Source organism: Nocardia miyunensis NBRC 108239 (assembly GCF_001613065.1).
GTDB classification, from domain to species: domain Bacteria; phylum Actinomycetota; class Actinomycetes; order Mycobacteriales; family Mycobacteriaceae; genus Nocardia; species Nocardia miyunensis.
Genome location: NZ_BDBQ01000051.1, coordinates 76,237 through 100,739, shown reverse-complemented (window position 1 = coordinate 100,739; position 24,503 = coordinate 76,237). Strand labels below are relative to the sequence as shown.

Below are 24,503 nucleotides of genomic sequence, written 5' to 3'. Positions count from 1 at the left end.
GTGCGTCGAGACTGCAGGATTGCGGCGGATGCGAGGACCGCCGCTGTAGAGCCTAGCTACCGTCCCACCGCCGACCTTCCGGCAGGTCCGTCTCCACCACCTCGGCGTCCAGAATGTCGTCGGGATCGGCGGCGGGTTCGAGCGCGGCCTGTTCCTCGACGAGTTCACCGTCGATCTCCTCGGCCGCATGGGGATTGCCGAGCCGGGCGTACTGCTCGTAGTCGAGGTCGTCGTAGGCATAGCCCCGGTCGTCGTAACCCTGATCGTCGTAGCCGCGGTCGAGGTGATCCGGGTCGTCACGGTGACGCTCGTAATCGCCGGATTCGTAGCCTTCCCGCTCGTAATAGCCGTCGTCGGAACTTCCGTCCTCGCCGTAACGATCCGCGTCGGCATATCCCACGTCCGCGGCGTATTCGTGCTGATCGACGAGTTCGCCGACGGGGACGGCGAGGAACCAGCGCGAACCGATCAGGCCGAGGTATCCGGCCACCGCCAGCCATGCGAAACCCAGACCGCCGAACAGGAATATGCCCGTGCCGATCTCGCCGAACGAACCGACCTCACCACCGGCGACCCCGCCGAGCACACCCAGAATCACCGCGCCGACACCCGCCGCGGTCAACGTCGCCCACGGCCGCCGCGGCTGATCGTGGGTGCCGCGCGCGCAGTCCCGCCCGGTCAGCACGCCCACCGCGGCGGGAACGGCCAGCACCACCGGCCACCATCCGGCCGCCGGGCCGGTGGGCACCGCGGCCAGGATGGGCAGTGCGGGAACCGGCGCACCCGAGACCGAGAACACGCTCAGCCCGCCGACGCCGATCTGCACCTGCGCGCCGACCAGCAGACCCGTCGCGGCGATCACCGTATTCGGCAGATAGGCCAGCGACAGCAGCGACAGCCCGAGCGCACCGCCGACATTGCCCGACGCGCGGTAGGTCTCACCGATCCGAGACCAGTGCAGCAGGAGGGACAGCACGGTGAGCACCGCCGCGCACACCAGCAGCCGCCACACCGCGCGCGCCGCGATCCGGACCGCGGATTCGACCCACAGCGGGACTCGCGAGATCACCCGGTCGCGCAACGGATTCGGCCGTCCGGCGATGCCGGCGAGGGCGGCGACCAGATGCAGCCCGCCCACCCAGGCGAAGGCGGCCAGAGCCTGCGGCGGCTGCAGGGCGACCACGGCTGAGGCATCCTCGGCCACCGCGAGACAGACCGCGGTGACCAGCAGCGGGCCCGCGAGCGCCGCACCCAGGATCCAGCCCAGGTCCGCGCGAGAGGATTCGGGTTCCACCGCGCGGGCGCAGTCGCGGGCGGTCAGCCACAGCACCAGGCCCGTCGGGACCAGCGGCAGCAGACTCAGCGTCGTCCGGCCGATCACCAGCGGAACCTGGTGTACCGCAAGCCAACCCGCGGCGATCGCGCCCGAGGCGCCGGTCATCGCGCTGCCCGCGGCGAACAGCGTCAGCAGGACCAGCGCCACGATGACCACGATGGTGTAACTGGTCGCCCGAGCGGCGACGATGAGCAGTACCCGGGCCCGATCCGGACTCAGCGACAGGAACAGATTGTCCTCGGGCCCCGGACGCCGCGGGCCGCGCGCGTTCTCCGCACGCGGCGGGCGCGCGTCGTGGGGCTCCCACCGGACGGGCGATGCTTTCACGGTCCGACTCTTCCGCGACGTCCGGCATCGGCTGCGACTGTCACGACTTCCCCTCACGACGGGTCGGCGGACTCGCCGTCACCACGGCGCTCCCTCACGACACCCCAGGGTGACAGCTTCCACCCAATCGGCGAGTCAGGCGCGCCGACACGCCAGACTCGCCGTCACGCATCTTTACTTCTTGTCGTCCTCGCCGGGACGGAATGCCGTGGTGGGGTCCGCCGCCGGGTTGGCTGCCCGCTCCTCACCGAAGGGGTTGGCGGGCTTGGCCGTGCTCGCCGACTGCCCGGACTGCCCGGACGCGGCACCCTGGCCGGCCTGCTGCTGCCCGAAGCTGAGCGAGCCGTACTGCGGCTGCTGGCCGCCGGTCTCCGCGGTCGGATTCGAGCCGGACGGCTGCTGCTGGGCGGCGTATCCGCCCGGCTGCTGACCGCCCGGCTGCTGACCGTACTGCTGCTGGCCGTACTGCTGCTGCCCGTAGGGCGACTGACCGTACTGCGGATACTGCTGACCGGGCTGCCCGTAGGGCGACTGAGCCTGACCGCCCGGCTGCTGCCCGTAGCCGGGCTGCTGACCGTACTGCCCGTAGGAGGGCTGACTCAGCCCCGGCTGGGACTGCCCCTGCTGGGCCTGTCCCTGCTGGGACTGCTGGCCGTACTGCCCCGGCTGGGCCTGGCCGTAGCCCTGCTGGCCGTAACCCGGCGCCCCGTAACCGCCCGGAACAGCCTGCGGCGCAGCCGGTTTCGGCGCGGGCGCGGACAGGATGCCGCTCTCGAACAGCACCGCGACGACAGCCGCGGCGGTCTGCACGAGCGCCAGGAACAGGATCACCCAGGCGCCCCAGCCCACGCTGACCCCGTCGGGCACCTTGATCACGATGAAGACGAGTCCGATGAACCCGGCCGCGGAAACCGCCGCCGACGCGCCGACCCAGTTCTGCTTGGGCAACAGCGACAGCCCGGCCAGCAGGCCACCGGCCAGCAGCACGATCAGCACCGTCACGGAGAACGAGAAGAAGAAGTCGCTACTGGTCGCGGGCGTTTGCAGGCCCTCGCCGAGATCGTGGCTGCTCGTCGACACGAACGGCGCGAAACCCAGCAGGAAGTTGATGACGCCGAGCACGGCGACGCCGGCGGTGAGATAGAACGGCAGCGCTGTGGCACTCGATCCCGGGGCACCCGCTTTGCCGCCGGTACCGCCGCCCGACTGCTGCGCGAAGCTGGGTGCGGAGGAGGGTGTCGGGGCGGGCGCGTTGTACCCGGAGCCCCCGGACGGGTATGACATGTCGTCTTCTCCTTGTCGAGTCCTTCGTAGTCAAGACTGAATGCCCTCTTGACGCTACTGCACGAAACCGCCCGGGTCACGGCCACCGCAAACCCGCGGTCGGCCGGATGTTATGCCCGATGAACCAGGTGAGCAGATGAATCGTGCCTCGGGGAGGAGAAAAAGGAGGTTTGCCGTGAATCTTTCGGAAATGTTCTGCACAGTGGTCCGCGCCCTGGGACTGTGTCACGTATTCCCAGCACCGTGAACACCTCCGGCGCAATGACGCGGGCCGCCAACCGGATTCGGCTGGCGGCCCGTGCGCGAAGCGTTCGGATCAGGCGATGATCACGCGGTGATGCTGGCCTTCTCCAGGATCTCCCGAGCCAGCGCGGCGGTCTCGGACGGCGTCTTGCCGACCTTGACGCCCGCGGCCTCGAGGGCCTCCTTCTTCGCGGCGGCGGTTCCGGCCGAACCGGAGACGATCGCGCCCGCGTGGCCCATCGTCTTGCCCTCGGGGGCGGTGAAGCCCGCGACGTAGCCGACGACCGGCTTGGTGACGTTGGCCTTGATGTAGGCCGCCGCGCGCTCCTCGGCGTCGCCGCCGATCTCGCCGATCATCACGATGACCTTGGTCTCCGGGTCCTTCTCGAACGCCTCGATGGCGTCGATGTGGGTGGTGCCGATGACCGGGTCGCCGCCGATGCCGATGGCGGTGGAGAAGCCGAAGTCGCGCAGCTCGTACATCATCTGGTAGGTCAGGGTGCCGGACTTGGACACCAGGCCGATCGGGCCCTTGCCGGTGATGTTGTTCGGCGTGATGCCGACCAGCGACTCACCCGGGGTGATGATGCCGGGGCAGTTCGGGCCGATGATCCGGGTCTTGGCGCCCTTCTCGACGTTGTAGGCCCACGCGTACGCGCTGTCCTGCACCGGGATGCCCTCGGTGATGACGACCAGCAGCGGGATCTCGGCGTCGATGGCCTCGATGATGGCGTCCTTGGAGAACGCCGGGGGCACGAACGCGATCGAGGTGTCCGCGCCGGTCTTCTCGATGGCCTCGGCGACCGATCCGAACACCGGCAGCTCGACGTCGTTGCCGTCCTTGTCGACGTGCTTGACGGTGGTGCCCGCCTTGCGCGCGTTGACACCGCCGACCACGTTGGTGCCGGCCTTCAGCATCAGGGCGGTGTGCTTGGTGCCCTCACCACCGGTGATGCCCTGGACGATGACCTTGTTGTCCTTGTTGAGGAAAATAGACATTGCCCTGATTCCTTTACTTGGCCGTGCCGTTGGAAGTGGAGGCCAGTTCGGCTGCTTTATCTGCGCCTTCGTCCATTGTCTGCGCGAGGGTGACCAGCGGGTGGTTGGCCTCGGCGAGGATCCGGCGGCCCTCGTCGACGTTGTTGCCGTCCAGGCGGACGACCAGGGGCTTGTTGGCCTCGCTACCGAGGATCTCCAGCGCTTTGACGATGCCGTTGGCGACCGCGTCACAGGCGGTGATGCCGCCGAACACGTTCACGAACACGCTCTTGACCTGCGAGTCGCCCAGGATGACGTCCAGGCCGTTGGCCATCACCTCGGCCGACGCGCCGCCGCCGATGTCCAGGAAGTTGGCGGGCTTGACGCCGTTGTGGTTCTCACCGGCGTACGCGACGACGTCCAGGGTCGACATGACCAGACCCGCGCCGTTGCCGATGATGCCGACCTCGCCGTCCAGCTTGACGTAGTTGAGGTCGTTCTTCTTCGCCTTCAGCTCGAGCGGGTCGGTCGCGTCGATGTCGGCGAACTCCGCGTGCTCCTTGTGCCGGAACTCGGCGTTCTCGTCCAGGGTGACCTTGCCGTCCAGGGCCAGGATCTCGTTCTCGGGGGTGCGGACCAGCGGGTTCACCTCGACCAGGGTCGCGTCCTCGCCGATGAACACCTCCCACAGCTTCTGGATCGTCACCGCGGCGGCATCGAGAACGTCCGCGGGCAGGTGGCCCTGCTCGGCGATCGAGCGGGCGAAGGCCAGGTCGACACCCTTGACCGCGTCAACGGGAACCTTGGCCAGCCGATCGGGCTTGGTGGCGGCGACCTCTTCGATCTCCATGCCACCCTCGACCGAGCACATGGCCAGGTAGGTGCGGTTCGAGCGGTCCAGCAGGAAGGAGATGTAGTACTCCTCCGCGATGTCCTTGGCCTCGGCGACCAGGATCTTCTTGGTGACGTGGCCCTTGATGTCCAGGCCCAGAATGCTCTGCGCGTTGGCGAAGGCGTCGTCGGGGGTCGCGGAGTACTTGACGCCACCGGCCTTGCCGCGGCCGCCGACCTTGACCTGGGACTTGATCATGACCGGCTTGCCGATCTCGGTCGCGATCGCACGCGCATCCTCGGCCGAGTCCGTGACCCGGCCTTCCGACGAAGGCACTCCGTGCTTCACGAAGAGCTCCTTCGCCTGATATTCGAAGAGATCCATGTACTCACCGTCTCGTCTGCGTTGTGGTGACAACGACTTTGTTGGCGTCCCGTCGTTCCAGGGCGGGTCGAATCGGACTCTAATCACTCGCGAGCACGGGAAATCAGCCGCATACAGCCTAAGTGGCACAGGTCACCGGCCCGCACCCGGGAGGGCAAAACCGCTGGCTGCCGCTACTCGCGAGTAGGTTGCCGCGGAGGCCGCCGGACCACGGGTTCAGGGAATTCACAGGAGTTCGACTACTACGCGGCGTCGTACTGAAATGGGACAGATCCGGCATCCCGCCGAGCACGCTATTCCTGGGTATTCATGTGATGAATCTCACATGAGGCCGGAGAACCCCCGGAGCGCTTGCCGGGTCGCAATCGTTTCGTTACCGTCGATGCGACCGATGTCACAACAAGGTCACAGGACAGGCATGAAAGAGGGCGTCCGACCCGGTAGTCTCTGTACTCCCGACCGGGCTTCACCGGACAACCACATTCCGCCGCTGACGCGCACAGGAGGACGGCAGGCTTGTTGCAGCACAGCGCTCCGCAGGTAGAGAGCCGCGTCGCAGGCGACCCGTCGACCACACGGCACTACATCTCCTCGGGAATTCGGTAATGAGTGGCGATCCGTTTCAACCGGGACATCGCGCCCCGTCCGCCCTGCGTTACCGCCGCGACGGCGATGGTCTGAACAATCTCGGCGACGCGGCCTCGTTCAGCGGATACGCCGCGCCCGCGGGCCGCGCCGACAGCTGGTCGAACTCCGCCTCGGCGGCGACCTGGGACGTGCCCGTCGGCGACACGTGGAACGATCCCGCCGATGCATGGGCTCCCGAACCCGGCGGATGGCAGCAGACCACCGAATACCACTGGGATACCGAGTCTTCCGAGGATTCGCAGTGGGATCCCTGGGTTTCGGGCGAGCCGTCCGAGGCCGAGCACGCCGACTACGACCAGCCCGATGAGCCGTTCGGCCCCGCCTCGTTCGGCGCCCGTGGCACACGCGGCTCCGATCACCGGCGCGCTCGTGTTTCGGGCGCGCACCGGATGCCCGTTCCGCCCGCCGCTCTCAAGGGCCGCGCGGCCGTCGTGGCCGTCGCCGCGGGTGCGGTCGTGGCCGCGGGCCAGACCGGTGCGCAGCATGTCGGAAGTCAGCGCCCCGCCACCGCCGACGCACCCACGACCGGTGAGATACGTCAGGTCGCGGCCTCCACGCCCACCACTGGCGCCCCGAGTGCGAGCCAGTCGCCGCAGGTGCTCGATGCCGCACCGGTGACCGATATCAGCCAGTTCCAGGACGTGCTGCACCACGGTCAGCAATTTGCCGAGAGCCTGGCCGCCCAGGCCGCCGCCAAACTCCGGCCGGTCTTCGTGAAGTTCGCCAGCGGCACCTTCACCTCCGGCTACGGCACTCGTTGGGGCGTACTGCATCCCGGCGTCGACATCGCGGGCCCGATCGGCACCCCCATCTACGCAGTCATGGACGGCACCGTCATCGATGCCGGGCCGGCCTCCGGCTTCGGCATGTGGGTGCGACTGCGGCACGACGACGGCACCGTCACCGTCTACGGGCACGTCAACACCACCACGGTCTCGGTCGGCGAGCACGTCATGGCCGGCGATCAGATCGCCACCATCGGCAACCGCGGTTTCTCCACGGGCCCGCACTGCCACTTCGAGGTCTGGCTGCACGGCACCGACCGCATCGACCCCCTGCCCTGGCTGGCCAGCCGCGGCATTTCCCTGGGCCCCGAAGAGGACTGAACTGTATTTTCGGCCTCCGCTCCGCTCCGGCGGGTTTTTCGACGCCCGAATGGCTCGTCGTTGCACGGCCGAGACTCGGCCTTCGGCCATGCGCTTCGACCGCGCAACGACGAGCCGCGCCGAAAAACATTAGGTTGACGTTGCTGGCCTGACAGTTCCAGCGCACAGAGACGCTTCGCCGCTGGGCGCGTTCGAGGTGGTCCGGCAGCGACGCACATCACCATTAGGGCGAGTTCGAAACGCTCTTGGCGACAACCTTTTACAGCTTGACCAGGACTCCGCCGCTGTATTGCGGGATGAGGCGGATCTTGCCCGCGGTGCCGAAATCTATGGTGACGCTGGCGATGGGGCCGGTACCTTCGGCGGCTATGACCCGGCCCAGGCCGTATTTGTCGTGGTTGACCCGATCGCCAACGGCCAGAACGAGATTGGTGTTGCCGCGCTTTGTGCCGCCGGGGGCGGGGCGGCGGTCGCCGCCGCGGACGCCGGGGCGGTCGTTCCAGCCGTCGCCTCGGGTCCAGTCCCGTTCCAGACCGTCGCTCTCGCCGCGGCGGCGCATGCCGCGGGCGCCGGGCGAGGAGGCCGGTTCGAGGCGCTGCCAGTCCATCAGATGACCCGGAATCTCCTGCAGGAAGCGGGATTCCGGATTCGACACCGGCTGACCCCAGCCGGAGCGGACCACCGCGCGAGTCAGGTACAGGCGGCGGCGGGCGCGGGTGATGCCGACGTAGGCGAGGCGGCGTTCCTCGGCCAGCTCGGTCGGATCGCCCAGGGCGCGCATGTGCGGGAACTGGCCGTCCTCCCAGCCGGTGACGAAGACGACCGGGAACTCCAGCCCCTTGGCGGTGTGCAGGGTCATCAGGGTGACCACCCCGGTGCCCTCGTCCGGAATCTGATCGGAGTCGGCGACCAGTGACACCCGTTCGAGGAATGCGGCCAGCGAACCGGGATCGGGCTCACCCTCGGCGGCCTCGGGCAGCAGCCCCTCCGCGCGGGCGGCCTCGACGCTGTTGCGCGCCTCGGAGCTGAATTCGCGTGCGACGCTGACCAATTCGTTGAGGTTGTCCAGGCGGGCGCCGTCCTGCGGATCATCCGACGCCTCGAGTTCGGCGCGATATCCGGACCGGTCCAGCACCGCCTCGACCACCGTTCCCACATCCGGGAAATCCAGATCCTCCTGAACACCAGCGGCGCGGATCTCGTCGAGCAGATCCAGGAAACCGGTGATGGCGCGCTGGGCACGCGTATTGAGCAGGGCCACCTTGCCGTCGGCGGCATCGCGCAGCGCCTGGCCGAAACCGATGCCGCGCTGCTCGGAATGCACGGCCACACATGCCTCGGCGCGATCGCCGATGCCGCGGCGCGGAGTGTTCAGGATCCGGCGCAGGCTCACCGCATCCGCCGGATTCTCCAGAACGCGCAGGTAGGCGACGATATCGCGGACCTCCTTGCGCTCGTAGAAGCGGACGCCGCCGACCACCTTGTACGGCAACCCCATCCGGATGAAGATCTCTTCCAGCGCACGGGAATTGTTGTTGGTGCGGTAGAAGACCGCGACATCGCCGTAGTTGTAATCGCCCTGATCGACCATGCGATCGATCTCGCGCGCGACGAAGGACGCCTCGTCGTGCTCGTTGTCCGCGACGTAACCGACGATCAGATCGCCCTCGCCCGAATCGGTCCACAACTTCTTCTCGCGGCGGCCCTCGTTGCGCGCGATGACCGCGTTCGCCGCGGACAGGATGTGCTGGGTCGAGCGGTAGTTCTGTTCCAGCAGAATGGTTTCCGCGTCCGGGAAATCGCGCTCGAACTCCTCGATGTTGCGGATGGTCGCGCCGCGGAAGGCGTAGATCGACTGATCGGCATCGCCCACCACGCACAGCTCGCTCGGGGCCACCGCGTCCTCGCGCCGGGCCGGGTTGAACTCCGGATCCGCCGCCGCCGCACCGGCATCCGCGTCGTCCGCCTCGGTGGCCGGGCCCGCGGCGTGATGGCCGACCAGCTCGCGGACCAGGACGTACTGGGCGTGGTTGGTGTCCTGGTACTCGTCGACCAGCACGTGCCGGAACCTGCGGCGGTAGTACTCGGCGACCTGCGGATGACGTTGCAGCAGGGCGACCGTCTCACCGATCAGATCGTCGAAGTCCATCGCGTTGGCGCCGCGCAGCCGGCGCTGATATTCGGTGTACACCTGCGCGACGATGCGGGGCAGCTGACTTTCGTCGGATTCCGCGTCGATCGTGGCCTTTTCGGGATCGATGAGCTCGTTCTTGAGATTGGAGATGGCGGTGGCGAGCAGGCGCGGGGTGTACTTCTTCGCGTCCAGTTCCAGATCGCGGCCGATCATCGCGAGCAGCCGGCGCGAATCGTCGGCGTCGTAGATGGAGAAGTTGGTGTTCAGGCCGGGCAGCAGCGCGGCCTGGGTGCGCAGGATGCGCACGCAGCTGGAGTGGAACGTGGACACCCACATGCTCGCCGCACGCGGGCCGACCAGACCGGCCACCCGCTCGCGCATCTCGGCGGCGGCCTTGTTGGTGAACGTGATCGCCAGGATCTGCCCCGGGGTGACACCGCGGGCAGCCAGCAGATAGGCGATGCGGCGAGTCAGCACGGCGGTCTTGCCCGAACCGGCGCCCGCGACGATCAGCAGGGGCGTGCCGCTGTGCGTCACCGCCGCGCGCTGCTGCGGATTCAGGCCCTCGAGCAGGCGCTCGACCGCCCCCGCCGCCGGGTCGTGCGGTATTCCCGCCGCGTGCCCCGAACTCTCTGCCTGCCCCGTCCGCGCCTGCGGACGCCTCTTGTCAGCCACCGTGGTCTCCATCGCTCTCCCACGCTACCGGCGAGCACCGACAAGGTTGTAGTCCCTGTGCCCATCCGCGTGACATCGGCGTGACCGGCCGGATACTCCCCGGGCAGCGCTCATCCGGAAGCGTTTTGCCGATCACGGACACCGTGGCAGACTGGCCACATGTCCTGCGCTCGCTCAACCATTGCAACCCGGCAGACCGCCGTCCACCCTGGTCGCCGATTTCGCATTTGAGTGTTATGGGTGTCGAAGGGGGGAATATATGGTCCACCGGGCCTGATTCACGGTGAAGGAACCCATCGGTAACGGCCAGCGGTCGCCCGCCGATCGAAGTTCTGACACGAGGAGAAGAAGTATGAGCACCTCTACGACTACGACCGGGTCCGACGCCGCGCTGCCCAGCGGTGAGGCGGAGATCGATAAGCTCCGCAAGGAGATCGACCGCCTCGACGCGGAGATCCTGGCCGCGATCAAACGCCGCACCGAGATCTCGCGCATCATCGGCCGCACCCGGATGGCCAACGGCGGCACGCGACTGGTCCACTCCCGCGAGATGAAGGTTCTCGAGCGTTTCAGCGAGTTGGGCCAGGAGGGCCATACGCTCGCCATGCTGCTGCTGCGGCTGGGCCGCGGCCGTCTCGGCCACTGAGCCGGCGGTAGCCGAGATCGACTCGGCCACACAGCATTTTCGCACGGGACCGCCCCGGGCACGGGTCCCGGGGCGGTTTTCGCTGTCCGGCTACGGCAGCGCGATGTACTTGGTCGACAGATATTCCTCGATGCCCTCGGTGCCGCCCTCGCGGCCGAAGCCCGAGGCCTTCACCCCGCCGAAGGGTGCGGCCGGGTCGGAGATGACGCCCCGGTTGATGCCGACCATGCCGCTCTCCAGGCCTTCGGCGATGCGCAGCGCCCGGTCCAGATCCCGCGTGTAGACGTAAGCGACCAGGCCGAATTCGGTGTCGTTGGCCGCGGCCAGGCCCTGCTCCTCGGTATCGAAGCCGACGATGGGCGCGACCGGCCCGAACACCTCCTCGCTCAGGATGCGGGCATCGGTCGGCACGTCGGTCAACACCGTGGCCGGGTAGAAGTAGCCGGGACCGCCGGGCGCCTTGCCGCCGGTGCGCACCTGCGCGCCCTTGGCCACCGCGTCGTCGACCAGTTCGCTGACCGTATCGAGCTGGTCGGCGTTGATCAGCGGGCCCAGGGTGCTGTCCGGATCCGCACCCGGTCCGAGTTTCGTCTCCTGCACGGCCGCGACGAACTTGCGGGTGAACTCCTCGAGCACCGAGTTGTGCACATGGAAGCGGTTGGCCGCGGTGCACGCCTCACCGCCGTTGCGCAGTTTGGCCAGCATCGCGCCCTCGACCGCCGCGTCGACGTCGGCGTCGTCGAACACCACGAACGGGGCGTTGCCGCCGAGTTCCATCGAGGTGCGCAGCAAGCCGTGCGCCGAGGACTCCACCAGCTTCTTGCCGACCTCGGTCGAACCGGTGAAGGTGAGCTTGCGCAGGCGCGGATCGTTGATCAGCGGTGCGGTCACCGCGCCGGAACGGCGGCTGGTGATCACCGAGAGCACACCGTCGGGCAGACCCGCCTCGCGGCACAGCTGGGCAAGCAGCAGCATCGTCAGCGGGGTGGCCGAGGCCGGTTTGACGATGATCGTGCAGCCCGCCGCGAGCGCGGGGCCGATCTTGCGGGTTCCCATGGCCAGCGGGAAGTTCCACGGCGTGATCGCCAGACACGGCCCGACCGGCTGGTTGTGCACCATGATGCGGCCGGTGCCGGTCGGCGCGGTCTGATAGCGGCCGTGGATGCGCACGGCCTCCTCGCTGAACCAGCGGAAGAATTCGGCGCCGTAGCGCACCTCGTTGCGGCTCTCGGGCAGGGCCTTACCCATTTCCAGGGTCATCAGCAGCGCGAAATCCTCGGTGCGCTCGATGATCCGCTCGTAGACCGCGCGCAGGATCTCACCGCGCTGTCGGGCCGGGGTGGCGGCCCAGTCCTCCTGCACCGCGACCGCGGTATCGAGGGCGCGGACCGCGTCTTCGGGGGACGCGTCGGCCACTTCGATCAGGGTTTCACCGGTCGCCGGATTCTCGACCGGGAAGGTGGCACCGCCGGTGGCGTCCACCGGGCCACCGATCCAGAGTTGTGTGGGGACGGATGCGAGAAGTTCACGTTCGGACACCATGTGACCAGCCTATGCCCGGTTGTCCAGCCCTCCGGGAGGTTCGGATTCGCATCGCCCGGCAGGTCCGCCCCGACGATGACGATGCCGTGGGCCGGCCGCCGGACAGCAGTACTCCGCCCGCGCCGCCCGGCGGCGCCCACGTCGGGGACCCGTGCACCGCAGGTGGTAACAAGCCCGGCCACAAGACATGGGCGCATCTGAACGACGATGCCGCCGCGCACTACGGCACCCACTGGATGTGGGTCTGCCGACAGAACTGAGCGATCGCCTCGGCCGCGGCGGCACGTCGCCACGCGACCGAGGCGGCATCGGTTGATGTCGACGCCGGTGAAGTACGGGCGGTAATGTCGGACCGGTGAGCAGCGACATCACCGCGACGGCGGCCTGGCGGAAACTGCAGGATCACCATTCGGCGATCGCCGACCGGACTCTGCGAGAACTCTTCGCCGAGGACCCCGAGCGAGGCCGCGAGCTGACCGTTCGGATCGCGGATCTGCACATCGACTACAGCAAGCACCGCGTGACCCGCGAAACCCTGGATCTCCTGGTCGAATTGGCCGAGGTCGCCGGTGTGGCCGAGCGCCGCGACGCGATGTACCGCGGCGAGCACATCAACACCTCCGAGGACCGCGCGGTGGAGCACATCGCGCTGCGACTGCCGCCGGGGACGTCGCTGATCGTCGATGGCGAGGACGCGGGCGCACAGGTGCACGAAGTCCTCGACGCCATGGGCGATTTCACCGATGCGCTGCGATCCGGGCAGTGGCGCGGCGCGACCGGGCAGCGGATCGAGACGGTGGTGAACATCGGCATCGGCGGTTCGGATCTGGGACCGGCGATGGTGTACCAGGCGCTGCGGCACTACGTCGACGCCGGAATCTCCGCGCGCTTCGTCTCCAACGTCGACCCCGCCGATCTGACCGCGAAACTCGACGGCCTGGATCCGGCCTCGACGCTGTTCGTCATTGCCTCCAAGACCTTTTCGACGCTCGAGACGCTCACCAACGCGACCGCCGCGCGCCGCTGGCTGGTGGACTCTCTGGGCGAGGACGCGGTCGCCAAACATTTCGTGGCCGTGTCCACCAACGCCGAGCGGGTGGCGGCGTTCGGCATCGATACCGCCAACATGTTCGGTTTCTGGGACTGGGTCGGCGGCCGCTACTCGGTGGATTCGGCGATCGGGCTCGCGGTGATGGCGACCATCGGGCGCGAGCGGTTCGCGGAGTTCCTGGCCGGAATGCACAGTGTGGACCAGCATTTCGCGCAGGCGCCGCTGGCCGAGAACGCGCCGGTGCTGCTCGGTCTGCTCGGCGTGTGGTACTCGAATTTCTTCGGCGCGCAGTCGCGGGCGGTGCTGCCGTACTCGAACGATCTGGCCCGTTTCCCGGCCTATCTGCAGCAGTTGACCATGGAGTCCAACGGCAAGTCCGTGCGCGCCGACGGCTCCCCCGTCAGCACCTCCACCGGCGAGATCTTCTGGGGCGAGCCCGGTACGAACGGCCAGCACGCCTTCTACCAGCTGCTGCATCAGGGCACCCGGCTGATTCCGGCCGATTTCATCGGATTCGCCCGTCCCACCGACGATCTGCCGACCCGCGACGGCACCGGCAGCATGCACGACATCCTGATGAGCAACCTGTTCGCGCAGACCAAGGTGCTCGCGTTCGGCAAGACCGCCGAGGAGATCGCCGCCGAGGGCACCGACCCGAAGGTGGTGCCGCACAAGGTGATGCCCGGCAACCGCCCCACCACCGCCATCCTCGCCCCCGAGCTGACGCCCTCGGTCCTGGGCCAGCTCATCGCCCTCTACGAACACCAGGTCTTCGTGGAAGGCACCATCTGGGGCATCGACAGCTTCGACCAGTGGGGCGTCGAACTCGGCAAACAGCAGGCCCTGGAGCTGGCCCCGCTGCTCACCTCTGCCGAAGATCCCGCGCCCCAATCGGATTCGTCCACCGATGCCCTGATCCGCTGGTACCGCGACCACCGCTGAGCCGCAGACCGACGTTCTACACCGACGCAACGAGCGACGACCTGGACGGATCCGCGCTGTCACCGACCTCCTTGCACTCGAACATCCGGTTACGTTGTCGTCGTGATGTTTTCGCGGCACCAGACGATGTAAGCAGCGATTCCCGAGCGTGCCCGGAGCCTCAATGCGAGAGCAGGTTGCCCAGGGCTTCGTCGAGGGTCGGGAGCGGGTGCAAGTGGAGTGTCCAGTGCATTTCACCGGCGTCGGACCAGATCGCCGTGGTGCGCGTTCTCAGCTGCGGCCGCTCATCGCACACTCCGCGCGCTCCCGGTCGCACCCCTCACCACGCATCCGGCGGTCCCCGCTGCGGCCCCCACCACGATCGGTCAGTGCACGTAAGCGCGTTCCAGGATGGCGGTGGTGTCCACGCCGGTGGGCAGAGTGCCAAGCGCGATACCCCAGTCGCCGCCGAGCCTGCTGGCGCAGAAGGCATCCGCGATGGCGGCATGGCCGTGGCGGACCAGCTGCGCGCCCTGCAGGACCAGGGCCATCAGTTCGACCACGCGGCGGGCGCGGTATTCGATATCGCCGAAGTCGGTGAGCTCCTTACCGATTCGGTCGATCGCGTCGTCGAGGTGGTGATTCGCGCCGCGCGCGAGCGAGACCTCGTTGAAGTACGCCTCCACGCTCTCGGGCTGACGGCCCATGGCGCGCAACGCATCCAGCGCCGCGACATTGCCCGAACCCTCCCAGATGGACATCAGCGGAGACTCGCGGAACAGCCGCGGCATGCCCGATTCCTCGACATATCCGTTGCCGCCCAGGCATTCCAGCGCCTCCGCGGCGTGCACGGGGGCACGCTTGCAGACCCAGTACTTGGTGACCGCCAGCGCGATCCGGCGCAGCGCGGCCTCGGCCGGATCGCTCGCGGCGCGGTCGGTGGCCCCGGCCAGGCGCATCATCACGGTGGTCGCCGCATCGGATTCGATCACCAGATCGGCCAGGACATTGCGCATGGCGGGTTGATCGATCAGCTTGGCGCCGAACACTTCCCGATGCCGGGCATGATGCACGGCCTGCACGAGCCCGGCGCGCATGCCGGTGGCCGAGCCGATCACACAGTCCAGGCGGGTCATGTTGACCATCTCGATGATGGTCTTGACGCCCCCGCCCTCGGGACCGACCAGCCAGCCGACGGCGTTCTCGTATTCGATCTCCGAGGAGGCGTTGGACTTGTTGCCCAGTTTGTCCTTGAGACGTTGCAGGCGAAGGGCATTGCGGCTGCCGTCGGGCAGGACGCGCGGCAGCAGGAAGCAGGACAGCCCGCCCGGCGCCTGGGCCAGGGTCAGGAACATGTCCGACATCGGCGCTGAAGTGAACCACTTGTGCCCGACGACGAGGTAACTGCCGTCGGATTGCGGCGTGGCGGTGGTGGTGTTCGCGCGGACGTCCGAGCCGCCCTGCTTCTCCGTCATCGACATCCCGGCGATCAGACCGGCCTTGGACGACGGCTCGCGCAGGCCGAAATCGTAAGTGCGCGAACCCAGCAGCGGCTCGTAGCGGGCGGACAACTCCGGATTGTGCCGCAGGGCGGGCACGATCGCGTAGGTCATCGAGATCGGGCACATGTGCCCGGCGTCGGCCATGCCCCAGGTGTAGAACTTGGCCGCGCGGGCGGCGTGCGCGCCCGGACGTTCGTCCAGCCAGGGTGAGCCGTGCAGGCCGTGCGTCACCGCGACGTCCATCAGCCGGTGCCAGTACGGGTGGAACTCCACCTCGTCGATCCGATTGCCATAGCGGTCGTGCGTGTGCAGCACCGGCGGGTACTCGTTGGCCACCCGGCCCCACTCCTGGGCCTCGAATCCGCCTGCGAGCGCGCCCAATTCACGCACTTCGGGCTCCGCCCAGCCCGCGCCCTCCCGGTGCAGGCCCTCGATCAGCGCCGGATTGCGCGAGTTGTCGAACGGGACGATATTCGGAACCTGGTTGAACACCTCGTGGGTGGGCATGCGGAACTCCTATTCGGGCGACGCCGGAACTCGGTCGTCGCGGGTCTGCGGGATGCGAGCATCCGGATTGCCGCTCTCATCGGTGGCGCGAAATCCCAACGCGCGCAACGCGAAATCCACGAGCTCGGGAATCACCGACTCGCTCTGCCGCGCCTCGGCGAGCGGGCCGACCAGCACCTCGCCGATGGCCCCGACCAGGGCGGCGGCGCTGATCCGGGGATTCTGCGGCGGCAGCTGCCCACCGGCCACCCCCTCGGCGACGGCGGTTTCGTAGATCTCGGCGAAGGCGCGGCGGAAGCGCAGCCGCTCGGCGTCCACGGCCGCATCCACCGGTTCGGCGAGCAGGACGTAGGCCAGTTTCGGATTCTTCAACGCGCGTCCGGCGAAGGTCTCCACGGCCGCGCCGACCCGCTCGATCACACCGCCCGCCCCGGCCGCGCCCGCCTGCGCGACGGCGGCCACCTCACGGCCCACGACCTCGCGGAAGACCGCGGTGACCAGTTCGGCCTTGCCGCTGTAGTGCTTGTACACGGTGCCCGTGGCCACCCCGGCCTCGGCCGCGACCGCCGCCATCGACAACCCGGCGAAGCCCTCCCGGGAGAGCACCCGCGTGGCGGCGTGCACGATCACGCCCGCCTGTCTGTCGAGACGGGCCTGCACAGCGGGGGTTCTGCGGTAGGCCACACAAGAAGTGAATCATATATTCATTTCTTGACGCAAGGCCGGCTCGGGGACGTATCGTCGGGTATCGGCGCGCACGGGAGCCACCGCGCGGCCGAGCGGAATACCCAGCGAGCCCGAGCGTCATGGAGTGCGGTCGGGAGACCTGATCAACCCGCCCGCCACGGGGTACGCATTCCGAGACGACCGATGGCGGAAACGAGCGCGGCCAAGGGCTCGACAGTGGACCGATGGCATCCGCAGGGGTGCGGCGACAGGCGAGGAGCAGATGTGAGCGTCCGAATCGAGCGCAGCGGACCGGTGTTCACCGTCGTCCTGGACCGGCCGGAGGCGCGTAACGCGGTCGACGGTCCGACGGCGAACGCGCTGGCGGACGCGTTCCGGGAGTTCGACGCCGATCCGGCGGCCGCGGTGGCGGTGCTGTGGGGCGCGGGCGGAACCTTCTGCGCCGGAGCCGATCTCAAGGGCCTGGGCACCGAGCGATCCAATCGCGTCGCGGAGGACGGCGACGGCCCGATGGGCCCGACCCGGATGCGCCTGTCCAAACCCGTGATCGCCGCGATCGCGGGTTACGCGGTGGCCGGCGGTCTGGAGCTGGCGCTGTGGTGCGATCTGCGAGTTGCCGAGCAGGACAGCACGTTCGGCGTGTTCTGCCGCCGCTGGGGCGTTCCGCTCATCGACGGCGGCACGGTCCGGCTGCCGCGCATCGTCGGCGAGGGGCGGGCGATGGACATGATTCTGACCGGCCGCGCGGTCGGCGCCACCGAGGCCTTGCAGATGGGCCTGGCGAACCGCGTCGTCCCCAACGGCGAATCACGCACCGCCGCGGAGGATCTCGCCCGCGAGCTGGCCGCACTCCCGCAGACCTGCCTGCGTTCGGACCGGATGTCCGCACTCGAACAGCAGGGCCTGGACGAGGCCGCGGCCATCGCCAACGAACTGCGGCACGGCATGAACGCCCTGTCCGACGGCGCACTCGCGGGCGCGCAACGTTTCGCCTCGGGCGCGGGCCGCCACGGCAGCCCTGCCTGAACCCTGGCACCACGCGGCGCGCCCACCCGCGCGCCGAAGCGGCGGCACACCGGCCTCGCGGTGAGAGCTGTCCGCGGGCGTGCGGCGCAAGACACGACTCCGTCGCCACCGGCGCGGGCCGCCACGGCTGTCCTGCCTCACCTCTGGCACCACGTCGGCGCGTCAACCCGAATGCCCGAGCTGCGGCAGACCGGCCTCGCGGTGAGAGCTGTCCGCGGGCGTCCGACGCGCGACACGACCGCGCCGATCCGGCGCGACAGCCCGCCGAACGCAGGGGGTGCGCCGATGGCACAATGGCGGCATGTCCGCTGACCAGCGTCCGATGAGCCGACTCGGCGTCGTCGACGAGATCTTCCTGCGCACGCATCGGGGTATGGGTACGCCGATCGCGCTGCAGGGGTTGTGGCGGACCACTGATCGGGTTGCGCCGGAAGTGCTGGAACAGGTGCATGCCGCGCTGCGGAGCGGGCCGCTGGGGCGTCGGGTGGTGCGGGCTCGGGTGCCGGGCGCGCGGCCGCGGTGGCGGGCGAACATCAGCGCGCATCCGATCCGGATCAGCGAGCGTGCGCTGCGGGCGGGTGAGATGCTCGCCTGGGCCGACGCGCAGGGCTTCGATCTGGACCCGGAATACGGTCCGGGCTGGCGACTGTCCACGGCGACGCTCGCGGACGGGGGTTCGATCGTCGCGCTGACCTGCTCACACGTCCTGGCCGACGGGCGCGGCCTGGCGATCGCGGTCGATCAGGCGCTCTCCGCTGCTGTGACAGCGGAAATCACCGCGCCGCAGTCGGATTGGTCTGATGCGCGACGACAATGGGGCATCGTCCTGGGGGGAACGGTTCGAGCACTGCGGCGCGGCGTCCCGGAACGTCCGAGTGCCGCACCGCGACGCTCGGGACCGGCCAGCATATGCGGTGTCGTACTGGAGATTCCGGCGGCGGACTGGGAACTGGCGGCGGCCGCCCACGCCGCGACCGGGAACAGTTTCTTCGTTCATCTGATCGCACAAATGTTGTGGGACAGCGGGTTACACGAGCCGGAGATCTCGGCCAGCATTCCGGTCGACACCCGCGACGAACCGCGCGTCGACAACGACATGGCGATGACCGAGGTCGCCGTCACCCGCTCGGACACTCCGGCCACGCTGCGCGAAAAATGCCGTGCCGCATACGAATACCGCATTTCCAGCCCCGGCGGCATGCCCGAGGAGATCCTGCAGGTACTCCCCGCCCGCGCCGCCCACGCCCTGACGCGCGGAGCCGGAGAACGGGACATCCTGTGCTCCAACATCGGCCCGCTACCGAATACCCTGTCCCACCTCGGCCCGCACCCCTGCCGCGGCGTGGCCGCCCGAGCCATCCACCCCGGCCTCACACCCCCGCTCCCCCGCACCCGCCTGTCCGGCTACCTCTCCCGCCTCGGGCACACTTACACCCTCGCCCTCACCTCCCTCGACCCCGCCATCCGATCCCCCACGGCCCTGAACGATCTCGCCCACACCACCCTCACCGCCCACGGCCTCACACCGACCTTTTGGTAGCCCCACCCGAGCCCCGCCGATCCGACACCAGCAGCACCCGAACACTTTCCGCCCCCGCCATTGCGAGCACCGACGAGGCCCACTCCGAAACGTCGGGTTCGATTCGATCATCGACGTTCCCGCGCAACGTATTTCAACCACCTTGCCGACGCCGGTGCGCTGCTCGGCGACGCACATGCGGTGCCCCACCCCAGCCAGCCCGGCGCGACCGGGAACCACCACGCCCACACACCTCCTGCGGACACATCGCCGTTATCGCGGACGTAACCGGTGCCACTCCGGAACATCAGAACTCCGCTGGCACCACCCACATCGGCGTCGGCTCGTCATCGCGGCACAAAAGATTCACTACGGCAAGGGAATTCGCTGTTCATGCCCTAACAGCCGACTCGGTGGCCCTGTCGTGACCACGGAATATCACCGGGTCCAAGATCGAACGACCCCGGCACTCCGACCGTGATCGCACCCGGCGCCGCTCGATAGCGGGCGATCGGCAACCGCGGGCGGCTACCCGTGGCGAGCCAGAACGTGCGGCGGAATCTCGATGCCGGGAGCGAGATCGGCGGACGGGATGGGCGAGTCGAAGATCTGCCGGACGGGCAACACGCCCGCCCAGGCATCGCTGGCGAGGTCGGCTTCGTCGTCGCCCGGATCGCCGGTGCGGGTTTTGACCGAGGCCTCGGTGAGGTCGAGGGACAGGACGGTGGTGGCGGCCAGTTCCTTCTTGGTCGGCGGGCGGACGTTGTCCCACGCGCCGGGTGCGGCGTGTTCGACGATGACGCGCAGGGCGTGCAGGCGTTGGTCGTGGTCGGTCAGTTCGACCGGACGACCGTGCACGACCGCCGAGCGGTAGTTCATCGAGAAGTGCATGGCCGAGCGCGCGTAGACGATGCCGTCGACCAGGGTGACCGCCACCGACACATCGCCCGTCATGGCCGCGCGCAGGTTACCCGCTCCGGTGGATCCGTGCAGGTAGAGAGTGTCTCCGTCGCGTCCGTAGATGGTGGGCAGCACGACCGGAGCGCCGCGCATCAGCACGCCGAGATGACAGATCGTCGCGGCGTCGAGAATGGCGTCCAGCGCGGCGCGGTCGGTGGCGTCGCGCTGGCCCCGGAACCGGGTGACGGTGCTGCGGGGCGTCGGCGAGAGCGGGGTGCGGGTGGCGACTGACTCGGTCATACATCCAGATTCCCCGAACCAGTGGCATTATCTAATGGCCAATTCCGTACTGTTTCGAAAGACCACTTCCATGGGCCAGCCCGATCTGCCACTCCTGATCGACCGCACGTCGGCGACGCCGCTGGCCGTGCAGATCGCCGACGGCCTGCGCACCGCCGCCACCGCGGGCCGGCTGCGCGGCGGCGACCGGCTGCCCTCCTCCCGGGCGCTGGCCACACAGCTCGGTGTCAGCCGCACGGTGATCAGCGCGGCCTACGACCAGTTGCATGCCGAGGGCTGGCTCAGCGGCCGGCACGGTTCAGGCACCTACCTCACCGCCTCGCCCGCCGCCGCACCGCACAGCCCCGCGTCCGCCAGCGCCGAACGTCCGGCCGCGGATCTGCTCGACCTGGTCCCGGGAACGCCGTGCGTCGCGGCGATCGACCGGGCGGCCTGGCGGCGAGCGTGGCGCGCGGCCGGGGATCGAATTCCCGAGGCGCACAAGAACAGAGCGGGCGAACCCGACTACCGCACGACCGTCGCGGAACATCTGCTGCGGCACCGCGGCCTGGGCGCGGGCAGTGCGACCGTGGTCCTGGCCACCAACGGAACCGGTTCGGCGGTAAGCGAACTCGCTGCCGCGCTGTTGCGCCCCGGCGACGCGGTGGCCGTGGAGGAGCCCGGATATCTGCGCGCGGTCGGCGCGCTGCGGGCCGCGGGCATCCGGGTCGTGCCCGTCCCGCTCGACTCCGGCGGACTGCGCGTCGATCTGATCCCGCCGAACGTCCGAGCCGTGTATTGCACACCAGCACACCAGTTTCCGCTCGGCGCGCGAATGCCCGCCACCCGCCGGGTCGCCCTGGTCGACTTCGCCCGCCGCACCGGAGCCCTGGTGATCGAGGACGATTACGACGGCGAATTGCGCTACGACACCGCCCCGCTCCCCCTGCTCGCCACCCTGGCCCCCGACGTGGTGATCCACCTGGGCACCACCTCGAAGATCCTGTCGGCCACACTGGGCGTCGGCTGGCTGGTCGCCAGCCCGGACATCGCGAATGCCGTAGTGGCACACCGTGAATGGACCGGCACCCATCCCGCGCCCGCCGGTCAGCAGGTCCTCGTGGAATTGGCCCGCCACGGCGACCTCGCCCGCCACCTGCGCCGCCTCCGCCGCGAAATGCCGCCCCGGCGAGCACTTCTGGTGGACGAACTACGCGGCCACGGCCTGGACGTCCGCGGCGACGACGCGGGCTCCCACGTCACCGTGCCACTCCCCACCGCCGCGCACGAGCAACGCGCCGTCGCCACCGCCCGAACCCACGGCGTCCTGCTCGACGGCCTGGCCCGCCACCACAGCGGCCCACCCCGGGAATTCGGCATCCCCCTCGGCTACGCCGCCCTCCCACCCACCGACCTGGCCACCGCCGCCCGAATCGCCGCCCGCTGCATAGCCGCCACCTGAACACCACCCTGCGGATACACACCCCTCCACCCCTCGGCCCATGCCCCGGATGGTGCCGACTCCTGGTTCGCGACCCGCCTCGGCACCTGAGCGCCAGTGGATGCCGCGGAACAATTCCCACAGCAAACTCCCTACGAAACCCGCACCGAGACAACCGCTACCGTTCTACGAAGTGCATCCGAATACCCCGTTCCACCAACTCCGTTGAACGCCGACAACCTGTTCGCGGCGCGTCTCGCCGAGACGCGTGGCGGGTGCGAGGAACGAGTGCCCGGCACGGGGCTCATCGGTGAGACTCAGAGGGCCGCGAACCGCCGGAGCGATGCGGAGGCCGAAAACACAGGGCGCCTACACGGGCAGTTTCACGACTACCCGCGCACCGCCGTACGGCGAATCCTCGATGGTGACGGTACCACGGTGGGCGGCAACGATTTCCGCGACGATCGCCAGCCCGAGTCCGGTTCCTCCGCTGTCGCGGCCGCGGTCGTCCTGGAGGCGGACGAAACGCTGGAAGACCCGTTCGCGTTCGGACACAGGGATTCCCGGGCCGTCATCGTCGACGATCAGCTGCGCGCCGGACAGTGTTCGCACGGTGCGGATCGTGACGATCGAGCTCGTGTGGGTGATGGCGTTGCCGAGCAGATTGCGGGCGACCCGGGTCAGCGACCGCGCGTCGCCCCGCACTCGGACCGGGTTGAACTGTCTGGCCAGCGTCACATCGGCGGGATGCCGCGTGGCCTCGAGCGCGATGGCGGCGACATCGTCGAGGTCGACGTCGGTGAGCGGCACGGTGAGCCCGTTCTCGTCGGCGGCGGCGAGCATGAGCAGGTCGTCGATGAGGTAGCGCATGCGTTCCGCCTCGGGAAGCAGCGTCCCGGCGGCGAGGTCCGTATCGAACGCCCGGGGATGATCGCGGGCGAGTTCCAAACCGCTCAGGACGGTGGCCAGCGGGCTGCGCAGCTCGTGCGAGGCGTCGGACAGAAAGCGCTGCTGGGCGAGGTGCCCGGCCTCGATCCGGCCGAGCATCTCGTTCATGGTGACGGCCAGCCGGGCGACCTCATCGCGCGCCGAGGGCACCGGAATCCGTTCGGACAGACCGGTGCTGCCGATCCCCGCGACGCGCGATCGAATCGCCTCGACCGACAGTAGTGACTGCCCCACCAGCGCGTATGTCGCTCCGGCGGCGACCGCGATGACGACCGGAGTGCCGATCGCCAATGCGAGCGCGACCTCTCCCATGGTGTCCTCCACGGGTTGGGTATCCGCCGCGACCATCACCGTGACGCGCCCGCACGGTGACTCGACCTCGCGCGCGGACAGCCGCAGATCCGAATCCCGGCCCAGCGACTGCCCGACGACGTCGTCCGCGGCCGGAACCAGCCGCCGCTGCGAGCCTGGCCGGGCGGAGGATCGCAGCAATCGCCCCGAGCTGTCGGAGATTTCGACGATGTTGACGTATCCGTTGGGGACCAGCAGAGCCGCGCTCGCCTTCATCGGAGGCGTTGTGCGCAATTGCGCGACGATGTCGTCGAGCCGAGCGGCGGCGGCACTGTCGACGGTGCCGATCAGCGACCGGTACAGCAGCCCCAGCATGAGTGCCGCGCCGACCCCGAGCACAATCGCGATGACGGCCGTGGCGACCAGCGCCGACCGCAGCCGCAATCCCCAGCGGGACGGCGGCCACAGCCCCGCGAGGCGTTCGCGGATCCGCTTCTGCCATCGCATACCGACTCCCTCACCAACGCGTGCATAGTTTGCTTAGCCTAAGTTAAGGTAAATATCGGGTCGAGTCATCATCAGGGGGTTTGCCGGGCCGGAAAGGGGTTCACGGGTCATGCGTGTGCTGGTAGTCGAGGACGAGGCGGGGCTCGCGGAGACCATTCGCCGCGGCCTCGAACACGAGGGATTTCACGTCGAGATCGCGGGCAACGGCGTCGACGGACTGTGGATGGCGACGGAGGACGACTTCGATGTGATCGTGCTCGACATCATGATGCCGGGATTGAGCGGATACGAAGTCCTCCGCCAGATCCGAGCCGGAGACGTCACGACGCCGGTGCTCATGCTGACCGCCAAGAACGGCGCTCTCGACGAAGCCGACGCCCTCGATATGGGCGCGGACAACTACCTCACCAAACCGTTCTCGTTCCTGGTGCTCATCGCCCGCCTGCGCGCCCTGATGCGGCGGCAGTCCCCGCAGCAGCACGAGATCCTCACCGTCGGCGATCTCGCCCTCGATCCGAGCCAGCGGTCGGTGCGCCGCGGCGAGGTCGAGTTATCCCTGACACCAAGGGAATTCGGCTTGCTGGAATTTCTGATGCGCCATCCCGGGATGGTGGTCAGCAAGTCGGAGATCCTGCGCAACGTCTGGGACAGCCACTACGACGGCCCGGACAACGTGGTGGCCGTCTACATCCGATACCTGCGCAGCAAGATCGACATCCCGTTCGACAGAACGACATTGAGAACCCACCGCGGGGTCGGATACCAGCTGGCCGACTAGCGCCGATTCGG

17 protein-coding genes are annotated in these 24,503 nt (G+C 68.7%); 7 read left to right on the top strand and 10 right to left on the bottom strand.

Going from position 1 to position 24,503, the window contains the following annotated elements; all coding sequences use genetic code 11:
* Positions 1–52: 52 nt before the first annotated feature.
* The 4 genes from NM2_RS22445 to sucC form a co-directional block, all read right to left on the bottom strand.
* Complete coding sequence (locus NM2_RS22445) at positions 53–1,663, bottom strand: cell division protein PerM (protein WP_067672220.1); 1,611 nt, start codon at positions 1,661–1,663, stop codon at positions 53–55.
* A gap of 174 nt (positions 1,664–1,837) precedes the next feature.
* The gene (locus NM2_RS22440) at positions 1,838–2,947 is read right to left on the bottom strand and encodes a DUF5336 domain-containing protein (protein WP_067672217.1); all 1,110 of its coding nucleotides are present in this window, start codon (positions 2,945–2,947) and stop codon (positions 1,838–1,840) included.
* Positions 2,948–3,274: 327 nt separating this feature from the next.
* A complete protein-coding gene (sucD, locus tag NM2_RS22435; RefSeq protein WP_067672214.1) occupies positions 3,275–4,189 on the bottom strand; it encodes a succinate--CoA ligase subunit alpha in 915 nt (304 codons plus the stop codon).
* 13 nt (positions 4,190–4,202) lie between these two features.
* A complete protein-coding gene (gene sucC, locus NM2_RS22430; protein ID WP_067672211.1) occupies positions 4,203–5,384 on the bottom strand; it encodes an ADP-forming succinate--CoA ligase subunit beta in 1,182 nt (393 codons plus the stop codon).
* A gap of 605 nt (positions 5,385–5,989) precedes the next feature.
* Here sucC and NM2_RS22425 point away from each other — a divergent pair.
* Positions 5,990–7,138, top strand: coding sequence for a M23 family metallopeptidase (locus NM2_RS22425; protein WP_067672208.1), 1,149 nt, complete (start codon positions 5,990–5,992; stop codon positions 7,136–7,138).
* Between the two features lie 259 nt (positions 7,139–7,397).
* On the opposite strand, the gene pcrA is transcribed toward NM2_RS22425, so the two are convergent.
* A complete protein-coding gene (pcrA, locus tag NM2_RS22420) occupies positions 7,398–9,881 on the bottom strand; it encodes a DNA helicase PcrA (RefSeq protein ID WP_067672299.1) in 2,484 nt (827 codons plus the stop codon).
* A 418-nt stretch (positions 9,882–10,299) separates the two neighbouring features.
* On the opposite strand from pcrA, the gene NM2_RS22415 reads away from it, so the two are divergent.
* Positions 10,300–10,593 carry a chorismate mutase gene (locus NM2_RS22415; protein ID WP_067672204.1) on the top strand — a complete coding sequence of 98 codons (294 nt, stop codon included), beginning with the start codon at positions 10,300–10,302 and terminating at the stop codon, positions 10,591–10,593.
* 90 nt (positions 10,594–10,683) lie between these two features.
* Here the strand turns inward: NM2_RS22415 and NM2_RS22410 are convergent, their stop codons facing one another.
* The gene (locus NM2_RS22410) at positions 10,684–12,135 is read right to left on the bottom strand and encodes an NAD-dependent succinate-semialdehyde dehydrogenase (RefSeq protein WP_067672201.1); all 1,452 of its coding nucleotides are present in this window, start codon (positions 12,133–12,135) and stop codon (positions 10,684–10,686) included.
* A 355-nt stretch (positions 12,136–12,490) separates the two neighbouring features.
* On the opposite strand from NM2_RS22410, the gene pgi reads away from it, so the two are divergent.
* Positions 12,491–14,128: a glucose-6-phosphate isomerase gene (gene pgi, locus NM2_RS22400; RefSeq protein ID WP_067672194.1), complete on the top strand. Its 1,638-nt coding sequence runs from the start codon at positions 12,491–12,493 to the stop codon at positions 14,126–14,128.
* Positions 14,129–14,493: 365 nt separating this feature from the next.
* Here pgi and NM2_RS22395 read toward each other — a convergent pair whose 3' ends face one another.
* Together NM2_RS22395 and NM2_RS22390 are read right to left on the bottom strand one after the other, a co-directional pair.
* Complete coding sequence (locus tag NM2_RS22395) at positions 14,494–16,116, bottom strand: acyl-CoA dehydrogenase family protein (RefSeq protein ID WP_067672191.1); 1,623 nt, start codon at positions 16,114–16,116, stop codon at positions 14,494–14,496.
* Positions 16,117–16,125: 9 nt separating this feature from the next.
* The gene (locus NM2_RS22390; protein ID WP_084531422.1) at positions 16,126–16,800 is read right to left on the bottom strand and encodes a TetR/AcrR family transcriptional regulator; all 675 of its coding nucleotides are present in this window, start codon (positions 16,798–16,800) and stop codon (positions 16,126–16,128) included.
* Positions 16,801–17,067: 267 nt separating this feature from the next.
* On the opposite strand from NM2_RS22390, the gene NM2_RS22385 reads away from it, so the two are divergent.
* Positions 17,068–17,829 carry a crotonase/enoyl-CoA hydratase family protein gene (locus NM2_RS22385; protein ID WP_067672188.1) on the top strand — a complete coding sequence of 254 codons (762 nt, stop codon included), beginning with the start codon at positions 17,068–17,070 and terminating at the stop codon, positions 17,827–17,829.
* 301 nt (positions 17,830–18,130) lie between these two features.
* A complete protein-coding gene (locus tag NM2_RS22380) occupies positions 18,131–19,369 on the top strand; it encodes a hypothetical protein (RefSeq protein WP_067672296.1) in 1,239 nt (412 codons plus the stop codon).
* Positions 19,370–19,876: 507 nt separating this feature from the next.
* On the opposite strand, the gene NM2_RS22375 is transcribed toward NM2_RS22380, so the two are convergent.
* On the bottom strand, positions 19,877–20,548 hold the full coding sequence (locus NM2_RS22375) for a pyridoxamine 5'-phosphate oxidase family protein (RefSeq protein ID WP_067672185.1): 672 nt from the start codon (positions 20,546–20,548) through the stop codon (positions 19,877–19,879).
* A 34-nt stretch (positions 20,549–20,582) separates the two neighbouring features.
* Between NM2_RS22375 and pdxR the strand changes: the two genes are divergently transcribed.
* Positions 20,583–21,989 carry a MocR-like pyridoxine biosynthesis transcription factor PdxR gene (gene pdxR / locus NM2_RS22370; protein ID WP_245718163.1) on the top strand — a complete coding sequence of 469 codons (1,407 nt, stop codon included), beginning with the start codon at positions 20,583–20,585 and terminating at the stop codon, positions 21,987–21,989.
* Between the two features lie 348 nt (positions 21,990–22,337).
* On the opposite strand, the gene NM2_RS22365 is transcribed toward pdxR, so the two are convergent.
* Positions 22,338–23,714, bottom strand: a complete 1,377-nt coding sequence (locus NM2_RS22365; RefSeq protein WP_067672179.1) for a sensor histidine kinase — start codon at positions 23,712–23,714, stop codon at positions 22,338–22,340.
* Positions 23,715–23,823: 109 nt separating this feature from the next.
* On the opposite strand from NM2_RS22365, the gene NM2_RS22360 reads away from it, so the two are divergent.
* Positions 23,824–24,492 (top strand): response regulator transcription factor, encoded by a 669-nt coding sequence (locus tag NM2_RS22360; RefSeq protein WP_067672176.1) that lies wholly within the window; start codon positions 23,824–23,826, stop codon positions 24,490–24,492.
* Positions 24,493–24,503: the final 11 nt, after the last annotated feature.

Bases quoted from the DNA above. Each gene is read 5' to 3' on its own strand.
- NM2_RS22440 (WP_067672217.1), bottom strand. From the start codon at position 2,947: ATGTCATACCCGTCCGGGGGCTCCGGGTACAACGCGCCCGCCCCGACA.
- sucD (WP_067672214.1), bottom strand. From the start codon at position 4,189: ATGTCTATTTTCCTCAACAAGGACAACAAGGTCATCGTCCAGGGCATC.
- sucC (WP_067672211.1), bottom strand. From the start codon at position 5,384: ATGGATCTCTTCGAATATCAGGCGAAGGAGCTCTTCGTGAAGCACGGA.
- NM2_RS22425 (WP_067672208.1), top strand. From the start codon at position 5,990: ATGAGTGGCGATCCGTTTCAACCGGGACATCGCGCCCCGTCCGCCCTG.
- NM2_RS22415 (WP_067672204.1), top strand. From the start codon at position 10,300: ATGAGCACCTCTACGACTACGACCGGGTCCGACGCCGCGCTGCCCAGC.
- NM2_RS22410 (WP_067672201.1), bottom strand. From the start codon at position 12,135: ATGGTGTCCGAACGTGAACTTCTCGCATCCGTCCCCACACAACTCTGG.
- NM2_RS22395 (WP_067672191.1), bottom strand. From the start codon at position 16,116: ATGCCCACCCACGAGGTGTTCAACCAGGTTCCGAATATCGTCCCGTTC.
- NM2_RS22380 (WP_067672296.1), top strand. From the start codon at position 18,131: ATGTCCGCTGACCAGCGTCCGATGAGCCGACTCGGCGTCGTCGACGAG.
- NM2_RS22375 (WP_067672185.1), bottom strand. From the start codon at position 20,548: ATGACCGAGTCAGTCGCCACCCGCACCCCGCTCTCGCCGACGCCCCGC.
- pdxR (WP_245718163.1), top strand. From the start codon at position 20,583: ATGGCCAATTCCGTACTGTTTCGAAAGACCACTTCCATGGGCCAGCCC.
- NM2_RS22365 (WP_067672179.1), bottom strand. From the start codon at position 23,714: ATGCGATGGCAGAAGCGGATCCGCGAACGCCTCGCGGGGCTGTGGCCG.
- NM2_RS22360 (WP_067672176.1), top strand. From the start codon at position 23,824: ATGCGTGTGCTGGTAGTCGAGGACGAGGCGGGGCTCGCGGAGACCATT.